General features: G+C 67.3%; 13 protein-coding genes and 1 pseudogene. 7 read left to right on the plus strand and 7 right to left on the minus strand.

Annotated features, from left to right (window positions below; translation table 11 throughout):
* Window positions 1-58: 58 nt before the first annotated feature.
* From B6K69_RS02805 to B6K69_RS02815, 3 genes are read left to right on the plus strand one after another with little or no spacing between them, the layout of a single operon-like run.
* Window positions 59-1,081: an ABC transporter substrate-binding protein gene (locus B6K69_RS02805; protein WP_108642701.1), complete on the plus strand. Its 1,023-nt coding sequence runs from the start codon at window positions 59-61 to the stop codon at window positions 1,079-1,081.
* A gap of 5 nt (window positions 1,082-1,086) precedes the next feature.
* Window positions 1,087-3,297 carry an ABC transporter permease gene (locus tag B6K69_RS02810; RefSeq protein ID WP_107673803.1) on the plus strand — a complete coding sequence of 737 codons (2,211 nt, stop codon included), beginning with the start codon at window positions 1,087-1,089 and terminating at the stop codon, window positions 3,295-3,297.
* Complete coding sequence (locus B6K69_RS02815) at window positions 3,298-4,377, plus strand: ABC transporter ATP-binding protein (protein WP_108642702.1); 1,080 nt, start codon at window positions 3,298-3,300, stop codon at window positions 4,375-4,377.
* Here B6K69_RS02815 and B6K69_RS02820 read toward each other — a convergent pair.
* Window positions 4,365-5,156 (minus strand): inositol monophosphatase family protein, encoded by a 792-nt coding sequence (locus tag B6K69_RS02820; RefSeq protein ID WP_108642703.1) that lies wholly within the window; start codon window positions 5,154-5,156, stop codon window positions 4,365-4,367. The genes B6K69_RS02815 and B6K69_RS02820 overlap by 13 nt on opposite strands.
* Window positions 5,157-5,221: 65 nt before the next feature.
* Between B6K69_RS02820 and B6K69_RS18355 the strand changes: the two genes are divergently transcribed.
* Entirely contained in the window at window positions 5,222-5,878 is a 657-nt protein-coding gene (locus B6K69_RS18355) for an HAD family hydrolase (RefSeq protein WP_164681865.1), read from the plus strand.
* A 705-nt stretch (window positions 5,879-6,583) separates the two neighbouring features.
* On the opposite strand, the pseudogene B6K69_RS18640 reads toward B6K69_RS18355, so the two are convergent.
* Window positions 6,584-6,685, minus strand: a pseudogene (locus B6K69_RS18640) (hypothetical protein); the annotation flags it as partial.
* Between the two features lie 671 nt (window positions 6,686-7,356).
* On the opposite strand from B6K69_RS18640, the gene surE reads away from it, so the two are divergent.
* From surE to B6K69_RS02845, 3 genes are read left to right on the plus strand one after another with little or no spacing between them, the layout of a single operon-like run.
* Window positions 7,357-8,142, plus strand: coding sequence for a 5'/3'-nucleotidase SurE (gene surE, locus B6K69_RS02835; RefSeq protein WP_108642705.1), 786 nt, complete (start codon window positions 7,357-7,359; stop codon window positions 8,140-8,142).
* On the plus strand, window positions 8,139-8,813 hold the full coding sequence (locus tag B6K69_RS02840; protein WP_107673808.1) for a protein-L-isoaspartate(D-aspartate) O-methyltransferase: 675 nt from the start codon (window positions 8,139-8,141) through the stop codon (window positions 8,811-8,813). The genes surE and B6K69_RS02840 overlap by 4 nt, the downstream gene beginning before the upstream one ends.
* A gap of 57 nt (window positions 8,814-8,870) precedes the next feature.
* Complete coding sequence (locus B6K69_RS02845) at window positions 8,871-10,058, plus strand: LysM peptidoglycan-binding domain-containing M23 family metallopeptidase (RefSeq protein ID WP_108642706.1); 1,188 nt, start codon at window positions 8,871-8,873, stop codon at window positions 10,056-10,058.
* 81 nt (window positions 10,059-10,139) lie between these two features.
* Here B6K69_RS02845 and B6K69_RS02850 read toward each other — a convergent pair whose 3' ends face one another.
* Genes B6K69_RS02850 through B6K69_RS02870 form a run of 5 tightly spaced genes read right to left on the minus strand, consistent with a single transcriptional unit; the run spans window position 10,140 to window position 13,981 of the window.
* Window positions 10,140-11,408 (minus strand): hemolysin family protein, encoded by a 1,269-nt coding sequence (locus B6K69_RS02850; RefSeq protein WP_108642707.1) that lies wholly within the window; start codon window positions 11,406-11,408, stop codon window positions 10,140-10,142.
* A 52-nt stretch (window positions 11,409-11,460) separates the two neighbouring features.
* Window positions 11,461-12,291: an ATP-binding protein gene (locus tag B6K69_RS02855; RefSeq protein ID WP_107673876.1), complete on the minus strand. Its 831-nt coding sequence runs from the start codon at window positions 12,289-12,291 to the stop codon at window positions 11,461-11,463.
* Between the two features lie 8 nt (window positions 12,292-12,299).
* The gene (gene tatC, locus B6K69_RS02860; protein ID WP_107673811.1) at window positions 12,300-13,202 is read right to left on the minus strand and encodes a twin-arginine translocase subunit TatC; all 903 of its coding nucleotides are present in this window, start codon (window positions 13,200-13,202) and stop codon (window positions 12,300-12,302) included.
* Window positions 13,199-13,747, minus strand: coding sequence for a Sec-independent protein translocase subunit TatA/TatB (locus B6K69_RS18110; protein WP_164681866.1), 549 nt, complete (start codon window positions 13,745-13,747; stop codon window positions 13,199-13,201). The genes tatC and B6K69_RS18110 overlap by 4 nt, the downstream gene beginning before the upstream one ends.
* Window positions 13,748-13,774: 27 nt before the next feature.
* Entirely contained in the window at window positions 13,775-13,981 is a 207-nt protein-coding gene (locus tag B6K69_RS02870) for a twin-arginine translocase TatA/TatE family subunit (RefSeq protein ID WP_107673813.1), read from the minus strand.
* Window positions 13,982-14,091: the final 110 nt, after the last annotated feature.

A 14,091-nucleotide genomic window follows, 5' to 3' on the forward strand; every position in this document is an offset into this window, starting at 1 on the left:
ACAGAGGAGCCCCGGCCAAGGGGCCCGGTGATCTTGAGTGCGTTCTGGGAGGAACATCATGACAAAACCCGCCTTTGCGGCCGCCATTCTGGCGACCACGACCATCCTTTCGGGAACGGCCGCCCATGCCGATCTGAACCTCTACTGTTCGGCGCAGGAAGAGTGGTGCCAGATCATGGCGAAGAGCTTTGAAGAAGCCACCGGCATCGACGTGGCGATGACCCGCAAGTCCTCGGGCGAGACCTTCGCCCAGGTCAAGGCCGAAGCCAGCAATCCCAAGGGCGATGTCTGGTGGGGCGGCACCGGCGACCCCCATCTGCAGGCGGCCGAGGAAGACCTGACCGAAGCCTATGTCAGCCCGATGCGCGAACAGTTGCACCCTTGGGCCATCGCCCAGGCCGAAGCCTCGGGCGACCGGACCATCGGCATCTATTTCGGCGGTCTCGGCTTTGGCTATAACACCGACATGCTGGCCAAGGCCGGCCTGCCCGCCCCGGCCTGCTGGGAAGACCTGACCAAGCCCGAATTCAAGGGCAAGGTGCAGATGGCCAACCCGAATTCCTCGGGCACGGCCTATACCACGCTGGCGACCATCGTGCAGCTCTTCGGCGAGGAGAAGGGCTTTGACTACATGAAGCGCCTGCACGCCAACATCAACCAGTACACCAAGTCCGGCTCGGCCCCGATCAAGGCCGCCGGTCAGGGCGAAACGCTGGTCGGCATCGTCTTCCTGCACGATTCGGTGGCGCAGGCCGTTGCCGGCTTCCCCATCGCTACCGTCGCCCCCTGCGAAGGCACCGGCTACGAGATCGGCTCGATGTCGATCATCAAGGGCGCGCGCAACATCGACGAGGCCAAGAAGTTCTACGACTGGGCGCTGTCGGTCGAGGCGCAGGATCTTGCGCTTCAGGTCAATGCCTTCCAGATCATGTCGAACGTCGGCGCGGCCAAGTCGGACAAGGCGCCCGACCTCAGCGCGATCAAGCTGATCGACTATGACTTCAAGAAATACGGCTCGGCCGAGGAACGCAAACGCCTGCTGTCCAAGTGGGATACCGAAGTCTCGACCCTGCCGCAGTAATCCCAGTGCGAAACGCTGCGCCCGGGCGCACCTCCCATCCGGTGTTGATCTTCTGGATCATCGCCGGGTGGGTCGGTTTTGCGCTGCTGCCCTGGTATGGGGTGGATGATTTCTATTCGTTCGGGTGGCTGGCCGACGGCTGGCCGCTGGACAAGGACTATGCCCCCGCGGCGGCGCTTGTCGCCCAGGGGCAAAAGCTGTGGCTCGCCCCCATGGCGCTGGCGCTGATCGCGCCGCTTCTGGTGCTGCGGCGCCCGAAATCCGATCCGGTCTTCGCCCGCGTGCTGATCGCGGCCGGCGCCTTCGGCTTTGCCTGGCTGGTGGCGCAAGGTCTGGGCATCGGCCTGCGCGGCTTCAACGCCGGCTGGCTGGACGCGCTGTTCGGCCCGCTGGACGACCGGCAGTTCGGCATGGGCTATGGCGCGCTGGTAACGGCGACCGCCTTCCTGTTCCTGCTGACCCAGGGCCTTGCCGCCCATGGCGCGGTGAACGGCGATGTCTTCGTAACCTCGGCCATTGCCGGGGTGGTGGCGGTGGTCGGGATCTTCGTCTTCTTCCCCATCGCCAAGATGCTTCTGGCGGCCTTCGCCACCGATGACGGCGGCTATTCGGTCGCAGGCTTCTTCCCCAAGCTGTTCGATCCGCGGATCTGGGGCCTGGGCTGCCTGTCGGGCGGGCAATGCGGCGCGGCGTGGAATTCGCTGTTCCTTGCCATCCTGGTCGGCGTGCTGACCACGCTTCTGGGCCTGGCCTTCGCGCTGGTGCTGACGCGCTCGGGCTTTCGCTACAAACGCCTGCTGCGCGCGCTGACCGTGCTGCCGATCATCACGCCGCCCTTCGTCATCGGGCTGGCGATCATCCTGCTCTTCGGCCTTTCGGGCACCGTCACCACCGGCATTGCCGCGACGCTGGGGATCGAACCCAGCCGCTGGATCTATGGCCTCTGGGGCGTGCTGATCGCCCAGCTTCTGGCCTTCACGCCGATCGCCTTCCTGGTGCTGATCGGCGTGGTGGAAGGCGTCAGCCCCAGCATGGAAGAGGCGGCGCAGACCCTGCGCGCCAACCGTTGGCAGACCTTCCGCACCGTCAGCCTGCCGCTGATGCGCCCGGGCCTCGCCAATGCCTTCCTTCTGGGCTTCATCGAAAGCATGGCCGATTTCGGCAACCCGCTGGTTCTGGGCGGCAATTTTGACGTGCTCTCGACCGAGATCTTCTTCGCCATCGTCGGCGCGCAATATGACCAAAGCCGCGCGGCCATCCTTGCCGTGGTGCTGCTGGCCTTCACGCTGGGCGCCTTCTACCTGCAAAGGTTCTGGCTGGGGCGCAAAAGCTATACCACCGTCACCGGCAAGGGCGATTCCGGGGTGCATCCGCGAATGCCCTCGGGCCTGGCCATCCCGGTCTATGTGGTGGTCACGCTCTGGTCGGCCTTCACGCTGGTCGTCTATGGCATGATCCTCTACGGATCGGTGGTTCAGCTCTGGGGCGTGGACAACACCATCACCCTCAAGCACTACATCACCGCCTTCCGCGTAAGCTGGGGGGAAAGCGGCCTGCGCTGGACCGGCTCGGCCTGGGACAGTTTCTGGACCACGATGATGATCGCCACCATCGCCGCCCCGCTGACCGCGGCGGTGGGCCTGATCACCGCCTATCTGCTGACCCGGCAGAAATTCGCGGGCAAACGCGCCTTCGAATTCGGAACGATGCTGTCCTTCGCGATCCCCGGCACGGTGATCGGGGTGGCCTATATCCTGGCCTTCAACGTGCCCCCGATCGAGATCACCGGCACCGGCCTGATCCTGGTCATCAGCTTCATCTTCCGCAACATGCCGGTGGGCGTGCGCGCCGGCATCGCCTCGATGAGCCAGTTGGACAAGTCGCTGGACGAATCCTCGCTGACGCTGGGCGCCAATAGCTGGCAGACCTTCCGCGCCGTCATCCTGCCGCTCTTGCGGCCGGCCATCCTTGCGGCGCTGGTCTACAGCTTCGTGCGGGCGATGACGGCAATCTCGGCCGTGATCTTCCTGGTCTCGGCCCGCTACGACATGTCGACCAGCTACATCATCGGCCGTGTCGAGAACAACGATTACGGACTGGCCATCGCCTATTCCACCGCGCTGATCTTCGTGATGCTGGCCGCCGTCGGGCTGCTGCAACTCCTGGTCGGGCGGACACAGATCGGCCGGCGTACAAGTCATGGTGAGGGACACTAGATGAAGGCCATCCATACCAAGGCCGCCTCGGTCCGGTTCGAGAACGTGTCGAAGATCTACGGCACGCGCGTCGTGGCCGTGGACAACATCAACCTGGAGGTGGCGGCCGGCTCGCTGGTCACGCTTCTGGGCCCCTCGGGCTGCGGCAAGACCACCACCCTGCGGATGATCGCCGGGCTGGAAATGGCCAGCAAGGGCCGCATCCTGATCGGCGACAAGGACGTGACCAAACTGCCCGCCACCGACCGCGACGTGTCGATGGTGTTTCAGAGCTACGCCCTGTTCCCGCATATGACGGTGATGGAAAACGTCAGCTACGGGCTGAAATTCTCGGGCTTCAACAAGGAAGAAACCCGGGAAAAGGCGGCGGCCGGGCTGGCGCTGGTCGGGCTCAAGGGCTTTGACGGGCGCCTGCCCTCGGAACTGTCGGGCGGCCAGCAGCAGCGTGTGGCCGTGGCCCGCGCGCTGGTGCTGGAACCGCAGGTTCTGCTGTTCGACGAACCGCTGTCGAACCTTGACGCCAAGCTGCGCCGCCAGGTGCGCGAGGAAATCCGCGAGATCCAGCAAAACCTTGGCCTGACCGTGGTCTATGTGACCCACGATCAGGAAGAGGCGCTTGCCGTGTCGGACGAAATCGTCGTCATGCGCAACGCGGCCATCGCCCAGAAGGGCACGCCGCGGCAGTTGTATGAAGAACCGGCCGATGCCTTCGTGGCCGATTTCATCGGCGAGGCGAACCTGATCCCGGTCGAGATCACCGCGCTGGACGGCGACACCGCCACCGTGCGGATCGCCGACTACACCCACCGCCTGCCCTCACGCGGCTTGCCGAAGGGGCCGGCCAAACTGGCCGTGCGCCCGTCGCGGATGCGTCTGGTGGCCGGCAAGGGCGAAGGCGTGGCCGCGGTGATCGACAAGGCCACCTATGTCGGCAGCCGGATGGAATATGTGGTCACCGCCGCCTTCGGCACGGTCTTTGCCGTGCTGGACGATGTGGTGACCCCGTTCCGCAAGGGCGATGAGGTCACCATTTCCTTCGCGGCCTCGGGGCCGGTGCTGATTCCGGCTCAGACATCGTAGGACGCGGTGGCCAGCGCCTGCACCGCCTCGAACACCCCTGCCCCCGCGACGACCACCCGGCCGCCGCGGGCAATGGCCTCATCGGCATCGACCGGCACCACCCGGCCGCCGGCTTCGGCCACGATCAGATGACCGGCCAGGAAATCCCAGGCATTCATATGTTCCTCGACATAGCCAAGGATGCGCCCGGTCGCGACATAGGCCAGCGACAGCCCGCCCGATCCGTTGCGCCAGAACACCGTGCCCGCATCGCAGCAGCCGTTGACCAGCCGCTTGATGCCGTCGTTATACGTCCGGCCCGAAAAGCCCACGCCCAGCGATCCTTCGCGCAGGCTGGTCTTGGCCGAACAGCGGATCGGCCGGTCGTTGCAGAACGCCCCGCCCCCCGCCACCGCATGATGCAGTTCGTCATGCACCGGGTCATGCACCACACCGATCACCGTCTTGCCGTTTTGGACGCAGGCCAGGATCACGCACCATTGCGGGATGCCGTTGATGAAATTCGTCGTCCCGTCGATCGGGTCGATCACCCAGGTGAAGCCACTGGTGCCCGCCTGCGCCGCGCCTTCCTCGCCAACGATTCCGTCCTGCGGAAACGCCTTGGCCAGCGCGGCCCGCACCGCCAGTTCGACATTGCGGTCGGCCTCGGACACGAAATCCTGATGCCCCTTCACGTCGATGGTCAACTGGTCCCACTTGCGGAAGTAGTCCAGCGCCAGCGCGCCGGCCTCGGCGGCAATGCGGCGGGCGGCGGCATGGCGGGTGGAAATCTCGGTCATCAGATACGCTCCTCCAGAACTGTCACACTCCTTAACAGCCTTGTCCGAAATGTGGAATTGACCCCGTGAACCTCTTGCACTTCCGCGCCGCCATCTTCGATCTCGACGGCACCCTGGTCCTGTCCGAACCCGCGTGGGAAGAAGCCAAGCGCCGCGCGCTGGCCGAGGTCGGGGTATCGCTGCCGCAAGCCACCTACGATGCCTATGTCGGGCGCGGTCTGCGCGGTTTCCTGACCGAGGCTTTGGGTGCGGATGCCCCCGACAGCCTGCGCCAGTCGGTCGCCGCCCGCATCGGGGCCGAGGCCGACCGCCTGCTGCCGCAGATGCGCGCGCCCCTGCCCGGCGCGGCCCGGGCCGTGCAACACCTTGCCGATTCCGGGCTGACCATCGCGGTCTGTTCCTCCTCACCGCGCCGCCACATTCAGGCCGCGCTGGACCAGTTGGCGCTGGCCGACCGGATCTCGGTCATCGTCTCGGGCGCCGACCTGCCGCGCGGCAAGCCCGACCCGCTGCCCTATCTGGAAACCCTGCGCCTGCTGGAGCTGACCGCCGACGCCGCCTTCGCGGTTGAGGATGCCCTGCCCGGCGCCCGCTCGGCCCATGCCGCGGGGCTGAGCGTGGTGGGCATCGGCGCCGAAAGCCTGAAACCCGACTTTGCCGCCTTCTGCCGGCAGCGCGTCGCGGATTATGACGGCTTCCTTGCGCTGGCCGCGCCAAACTGAACATTCGTTCGTAATCATCCGGGCCGCGGGGGCACGCCGGACGGCCCCGCGCACGCCAAGCCGCCGCTCGGCCGCGATCCGCGCCATGGCCCGCCCCACCTGCGCATCCTCTTGCGCCCACTGCCGGAACGCCCGCTCCAGCGCGGCAAGCCCCGCCCCGTCCGCAACTGCGCGCCCCTCCGGCGCCCGCCCGCCCTGCGCCAGCGCGGCAGCGCCCGTTCCGTCCGGCACCTCCCCAACGATAGGCAGATCCTCCCCCGGGGATCGCCGGTCATGGCTTTCCACAATTTCGTGCCGGCCCCTGACCCACCCGCCCCGCTCCGGCGCAGAAAGGCCCGCCCGGCCCGGCACTTGCCCCGCGGTGGACAGGTTCGCGACCACCCCGCCCTGCGGCCGCCCGCAAACAGACGGGCCGGTCACACAGGGCTGCGGGTCAGGCGCCGGTGCGGCCTCCCCCTGCCTGCACGCACCCGGCCCCCGCGCGGCAGCGCCGGTTCCATCCGGCACACCCCCGGCAAGGGACAGATCACCCCCCGCGGATTGCCGGTCAGGCCCTTCCGCAGCATCGCGCCCCTCCGGCGCACGGCGACCCAGCACAAGTTCGGCAAAACACAGGTGTTCCCAATAGGCCAGCAACGCATCGCGCCAGGCGGCCCGGTCGCGAAAATGACAGTAGAATGACCCGCGCGTCACCGCCAGCCGCCGCGCCGCCGCCCCGACCCGCAGCGCCGAAGGCCCGCCCCGGGCAAGAAGCTCCAGCCCCGCCTCGATCCAGTCTTCCCGCCCCAACTGCCCGACGATCCGCATCCTGCCGATCCTCCCGTTGCCCCGACTCACCCAAGGGGCGCGCTGTCCGTGCCCCGATGGCCCATCCTGCCGGACCCTCCGTGAATTCAAGGTTAACAGGCACAAGCGCCCACCCGGGCCCGCAGCCAGACAGGCGCACGGTCCATACAGCCGTCTGGACCAGACACATCCGCATGGAGCGGACAGGTGCCACAACCGGGCCGGCGCAGCCCACCGGCAGGTGCATGACACCCGGCAGATGAAGAATCTTGGGCCGGAAACAAGCCCGATCCGCCGCTGCAAGCCCGCAGCAGGCCCCTCGACGGCACCGCCAGATCCGGCGCACGGGCGACAGGTGCGCGCGGCCCAGACACCCGCCAAGGGCCATGCCCCTGTAGGGACCAGACACCTGTACGGACCAGACGCGCGCGGGCCAGATGCGCCCGCCAGATGCACACACGCGCCGCCAGACGCGGGCGCCGCCCGTGCCGGGCCGCCCGCGCCGCCTCTCGGCCCCCTTGCCCGCAACACCCGAAAACCGCAGCCGGGTCCGCCCCGAAGGCCCCCCCACCGTCAACCGCCCAAAGGCTGGCCGATCTGCACCGCTTCTCCGCGCACTGGCCCTTCGGCCCGCCCGGCGCTTGAACGGGCCCCGCCCCTCGTCTAATCAGGAACGAAAGAGCGGGGGAACGATGCGTATTCTGATCACCAATGACGACGGCATCAACGCGCCCGGGCTCGAGGTTCTGACCGAGATCGCCACCGCCATCGCCGGCCCCGGCGGCGAGGTCTGGACCGTCGCACCCGCCTTCGAACAATCGGGCGTCGGGCATTGCATCAGCTACACCCACCCGATGATGATTGCGAAACTGGCCCCGCGCCGCTTTGCCGCCGAAGGCAGCCCGGCCGATTGCGTGCTGGCCGCCATCTATGACGTGCTGCAGGGCGCCCGGCCCGATCTGGTGCTGTCGGGCGTCAACCGGGGCAACAACGCGGCCGAAAACGTGCTCTACTCCGGCACCATCGGCGGCGCGATGGAGGCGGCGCTGCAAGGCATCCCCGCCATTGCGCTGTCGCAGTTCATGGGGCCGGAAACCGACGGGCTGGCCGATCCGTTCGAAGCCGCCCGCACCCATGGCGCCGCCGTGGTCCGCGCGCTGCTTGACCGTGGCATCTGGACCGGCGACGATTACCGCACCTTCTACAACGTCAACTTCCCGCCGGTGCCCGCCGCCGCCGTCAAGGGCACGCGCGTCGCCCCGCAGGGCTTCCGCCGCGACACCTCTTTCGCGGTGGAACCGCATATCTCGCCCTCGGGGCGCAAGTTCCTCTGGATCAAGGGCGGCCCGCAGCACACGCCCACCCTGCCCGGCAGCGACGCCGCGGTGAACCTGGAAGGGTATATCGCCGTCACCCCCATGCGCGCCGATCTGACCGCGCATGATCTGCTGGCCGATCTTCAGGCCCGTCTGGCATGACAGAGGCAGGGGGGCAAGACGACGACGCCCTCGCCCATCTGGCCGAGCGCAAGATGAGATTCCTGTTCGCCCTCCGATCCCATGGCGTGACCGATCCGCGCGTCCTGACCGCGATGGAAAAGGTTGACCGTGGCCGTTTCGTGCGCGGCGTCTTCGCGGGCCGCGCCTATGAGGACATGCCGCTGCCCATCGCCTGCGGCCAGACCATCAGCCAGCCATCGGTCGTGGGGCTGATGACACAGGCGCTGGCCGTCGGCCCGCGCGACACCGTACTCGAGGTCGGCACCGGATCGGGCTATCAGGCGGCGATCCTCGCCCAGCTTGCGCGGCGGGTCTATACAGTGGACCGCTGGCGCCGCCTTGTGCGCGAGGCGTCCGAACTCTTCCGCGACCTCGGCCTTGTCAACGTCACCGCCATGACAACCGACGGATCCTTCGGCCTGCCCGATCAGGCGCCCTTCGACCGCATCCTTGTCACAGCCGCGGCGGAAGATCCGCCCGGCCCGCTGCTGCAACAGCTCAAGATCGGCGGCATCATGGTTCTGCCGGTCGGCCAGTCCGATGCCGTGCAGCATCTGATCAAGGTCACCCGCACCGAACGCGGCTTCGATTACACGGAACTTCGGCAGGTGCGCTTCGTCCCTCTGGTCGAAGGCCTTGGGAACGAGTAGTCTTTTCCGCCAAGAGCCGGGGACCAACCCGGACACAACGGCAAGAGGCGGTTCCAGATGACAGATTTCCACAGCCCTCCCCGTCGGCCCCAGCTCCGGGCGCCGCAGTTCCGGCTTCTGGCCGCAGGCAGCGCGCTTGCCCTTCTGGGGGCCTGCGCCAATGCACCGATGGGCCAGTTCGACTGGGATCTGCGCAGCGGCGCCGGCGGCACCGCCGAAGAGGCCCGGCAGGCCACCGCATCAAAGCCGGTGCCCGACAGCAACGGCGTGCTGTCCTATCCCGGCTATCAACTGGCGCAGGCCCGGCGCGGCGATACGGTCGCCTCGGTCGCGGCCCGTCTGGGCGTGAACCCGGCCGAACTGGCCCGCGCCAATGCCCTGCAACCGAATGATCCGCTGCGCGCCGGCGAAATGCTGCTGCTGCCCAGCCGCGTTTCGGCCACGCCGCAGCCGGTCGCGCCCACCGCCACCGCCGGCAGCCGCCCGGTGGACATCACCGCCATCGCCACCACCGCGCTGGATGATGTCGGCCCCAGCCCCTCGGCCAGCGTTCCGGGCGGCGGCAAGGAACCGCTGCGCCACCGCGTCGTGCGCGGGGAAACCGCCTTCACCATCGCGCGGGCCTACAACGTGTCGGCCAAGTCGCTGGCGGAGTGGAACTCGCTCGACGCGAACATGACCGTGCGCGAAGGCCAGACGCTGATCATCCCGGTGGCCACCGCCGCCGCGCCGAACCCCGAACCCGTGCCTACGCCGCCCGGATCGGGCAGCCCCACGCCCGAACCGCCCTCGGCCGCCAAGCCGCTGCCGAATGAAAAGACCGAACCCGCCTCGGCCAAGGCCAAGGACACCCCGCCCTCGCCCGATCTGGGCGCCGACCGCACGGGCGCCTCGGCCGCGAAACTGGGCTTCCCGGTGCAGGGCAAGATCATCCGCGGCTATGACAAGAAAAAGAACCAGGGCATCGACATCTCGGCCCCCGCCGGCACGGCGGTCAAGGCCGCCGGCAGCGGCACCGTGGCGGCCATCACCAAGGACACCGATCAGGTGCAGATCGTGGTGATCCGCCATGCCGACAACCTGCTGACGGTCTATGCCGGTGTCGATGCGCTCAAGGTCAAGAAGGGCGACAAGGTCAGCCGTGGCCAGACCATCGGCGCCGTGCGCAAGGCCGACCCCGCCTTCCTGCACTTCGAGGTGCGCAAGGGCGTGGACAGCCTTGATCCGATGACCTTCCTGCAATAGCGGGCCGGTCAGCGGCCAGACACCGCCATGACCGCAAAAGAAAGGGCGCATCTCTGCGCCCTTTCGCGTTTCTGAAACCGCTCAGACCCGGCTGACCAGGATCTTGTCGATGCGCAGCCCGTCCATGTCCATCACCTCGAAGCGATGGCCCTCGGCCTGGAACACCTCGCCCAGCGTCGGCATGTGGCCCAACTGGTGCAGCACCATCCCGGCCACCGTGTCGTAATTCCCGGCCAGATCGCGCGACAGTCCCATCCGGTCGCAGAATTCGTCGGCCGGCATCCAGCCCGCCACCAGCAGGCTGCCATCCTCGCGCTCGAACACCGCCGGTTCGTCGGCATCCGAAGACGCCTCGGCCCCGGTGATCGCTTCCAGAAGGTCGGCCGTGGTGATGATGCCGTCGAAATGGCCGTATTCGTCATAGACCAGCGCCAGATGGTGATCGGATTTCTGCAGCACCTCCACCACGTCCAGCGCCTCCATCCGGTCTGACACCACCGGCACCTCGCGCACCAGCGCGCGCAGGTCCACCGGCTCGCGCCGCGACACCGCCTGGAACACATCGGCCAGCAGAACGATGCCCACCACATCGCCCGAGGCATCGGCGACCGGCATCCGGGGCCGGGCGATCTTGCGGATCGCCGCCACCGCCTCTGAAGACGAGGCTTCAAGCGACAGCATCTCGATCTCCTGGCGCGGCGTCATCAGCGCGCTGGCAGTGCGGTCCGACAGGCGCATCACGCCCGCCATCATCTCGCGCTCTTCCGCTTCCAGAACGCCACCCTCATGCGCCTCGGTCAGCAGGACGCGCACCTCTTCCTCGGTGACCTTGTTCTCGCTGGCCCCGCTTTGCCGCAGCAGCCACAGCAGAAACCGGCCCGAACGGTCCAGCAGCCAGACGACCGGGGCGCCTGCGACGGACAGGAAGGTCATCATCGGCGCGACGCGGATCGCCACCGCCTCGGGGTTGCGCAGCGCCAGTTGCTTCGGAACCAGTTCCCCCACGATCAGCGAGACATAGGTGATCGCCACCACCACGCTGCCCACGCCAATGCGCTTGGCCCAGACCGGATCAAGCCCGCCCGCAGCCAGCCAGGACGACAGCCGTTCGCCCAGCGTATCGCCCGCCAGCGCCCCCGACAGGATGCCGACCGCCGTGATGCCGATCTGCACCGTGGACAGGAACCGCCCCGGGTTCTCGGCCAGCCGCAGCGCCATCCGGGCGCCCCGACTGCCGGCTTCAAGGGATTTCAGCCGCGCCGGGCGGGACGAGACGACGGCCAGTTCGGACATGGCCAATACGCCGTTCAGGACGATCAGGCCCAGAATGACAAGGATTTCGGTGATCATGATGATCTGCCGATAGGGCTTTGCCGCGGGCTGTGCAAGGGGATCGGCACGGTCAGGCCGAAACCTGCACCCCTTCGCGGGCGGCAAGGTCACAGAAGAACTGCCAGGCCACCCGGCCCGACCGCGACCCGCGCGTCGCCTGCCATTCGATCGCCTCGGCGTGCAGCCGGTCTTCCGGCACCGTCACCCCATGCGCCGCGCAATAGCCGCGGATCATCTCCAGATAGTCGTCCTGGCTGCAGGGATGGAAGCCCAGCCACAGACCGAAACGGTCCGACAGCGACACCTTTTCCTCGACCGCCTCGCCGGGGTTGATCGCGGTGGACCGTTCGTTCTCGATCATCTCGCGCGGCATCAGGTGGCGGCGGTTGCTGGTCGCGTAGAACAGCACGTTTTCCGGCCGCCCCTCGATCCCGCCATCCAGCACCGCCTTCAGCGATTTGTAATGCTGGTCGTCATGGCTGAACGACAGGTCGTCGCAGAACAGCAGGAACCGGCAGGGCGCGGCCCGCAGATGCGCCAGCAGCCGCTGCACCGAAGGCAGGTCTTCCCGGCTCAGCTCCACGATCTTCAGATCGTGGCCCTCTGCCTGAACCTTCGCGTGTACCGCCTTGACCAGACTGGATTTTCCCATCCCCCGCGCACCCCAGAGCAGGGCGTTGTTCGCCGGCAGGCCGGCGGCGAAATGGCGGGTGTTCTCCAGCAGCGTGTCGCGGGATCGGTTCACCCCGATCAGCAGCGACAGGTCCACCCGCGCCACCTTGGTCACCGGCACCAGCCGGTCCGGCTCGGTGTGCCAGACAAAGGCAGTGGCGGCGGTGAAATCGGGCGGGGGGGCCGGCGCCGGCGCCAGCCGTTCCAGCGCGGCGGCAATCCGCTCCATCGGGTCGGTCACTTGTCCTCGGCCTCCTCGCCGTCGATGTCGTCAACCCACAGGCCTTCCGCCCGCAGCTCCGCCTCGCGCTTCTTCTCGATGCGGCGGATCAGGAAGATCGAGACCTCATACAGCGGATAGACGCAGCAGAAGAGGATGAGCTGGCTCATGATGTCGGGCGGCGTCACCAGCGCCGCCACGAACAGGATCAGCACGATCGCATAGCGCCGCATCCCCGCCAGCCCGGCCGAAGTGGCCAGCCCCGCCTTGCCCATCAGCGTCAGCAGAACCGGCAACTGGAAGCACAGGCCGAAGGCGATGATCAGCTTCAGGCTGATGTCCAGCGTCTCGTTCACCTTGCCCTGGAAGACGATTTCCACCCCCTCGGTCGGCGGCGGGGTGATCACGGCCACATCGCCCGGCGTCTGGCCAAAGCCGGGAACCAGCGCCGTCAGGATCGACGCGCTGTCCGCATAGCCCAGGAAGAACTTCATCGCCATCGGTGTCACGACGAAATGCGCGAAGGCCCCGCCCACCAGGAACAGCACCGGCGACGCGATCAGGAAGGGCAGAAAGGCCTGCTTCTCGCTGCGGTAAAGGCCCGGGGCCACGAACCGCCACAACTGATAGGCAATCACCGGAAAGCTGACCATCAGCCCGCCGACCATCGCGATATGCATCAGCGTGAAGAAATATTCCTGCGGCGCGGTGTATTGCATCACCGGGTTGGGGTTGCCCAACGCCCGCATGGCCTTTTCGATCGGCTGCAGCATGAAATGCAGGATCGGGTCTGCCACGATGAAGCAGACGATCATGCCAACCATGAAGGCGCAGACCGACCAGATCAGGCGGTTGCGCAACTCGGCCAGATGCTCGACCAGCGGGGCCGAGCTGTCGTCGATGTCGTCCTTGGCGGTCATGCCTCTTCCCCGCCCGTGCTTGCGGGCTTCTTCCGGCGACGGCCGGGCGTCCGGGGCGCAGGGGCATCCGCAGGCTGCGAGATCGCCTTCAGCTTCGCCGCCGCTTCATCCATCACCGCCTTGCGTGCCGCCTTCTGTTCGTAAAGCGCCTCGGTGGCCGGTCCAACCGCCGCAGCCGCCGGCTCTGGCGCCGCCGCATCCGCGGCGGCCACGGCCTTGGCCGGCACCGGCGGCGGCGTCAGCGGCTTGGCGGTTACGGCCGGGTGCTTCATCGGGTCCCATTTCTCGAATCGGTCGGCTGCGGATTTCACCGCATCAAGGCCCGCCCCGGTCGGATTGCTGACCGCCTTCAGCCCGTCAACGGCGTCCTTGACACCCGACTCGCTGGCCGCCTGCTCCATGGCACGGCTGAATTCACGCCCCATCGCCCGGATCTTGGCAGTGATCCTGCCCAGTTCGCGGAACATGGCCGGCAGATCCTTGGGACCGATCACGATCAACGCGACGATCCCGACCAGCAGCATCTCGGACCAACTGAAGTCCATCTTCGCACTCCCGAAGGATGAGTAGGATCAGACCTTGTCCTTCTCGGGGGTAACGTCCTTGGCCCCTTCCGCGCTGGCCTTCTCGATCTCTTCGCTGCCTTCCTTGATGCCCTTCTTGAAGGCGGTGATGCCCTTGCCGACTTCGCCCATCATGCCGGCGATCTTGCCGCGGCCGAACAGGACGAGAAGGACGATGGCAATCAGCAACAGTTGCATGGGTCCCGGAGCGTGCATGTGTCTTCTCCTCTGAATCCCGCAGGAAACGGCGGGCTGTGAATGACGTGATGGTCCGTTCTAGGGCCAGCAGCCGCCCGGTTCCAAGGTCAAAGGCGCTTGCACCCCGC

Source organism: Pseudogemmobacter blasticus, assembly GCF_003071405.1.
GTDB lineage: Bacteria > Pseudomonadota > Alphaproteobacteria > Rhodobacterales > Rhodobacteraceae > Pseudogemmobacter > Pseudogemmobacter blasticus.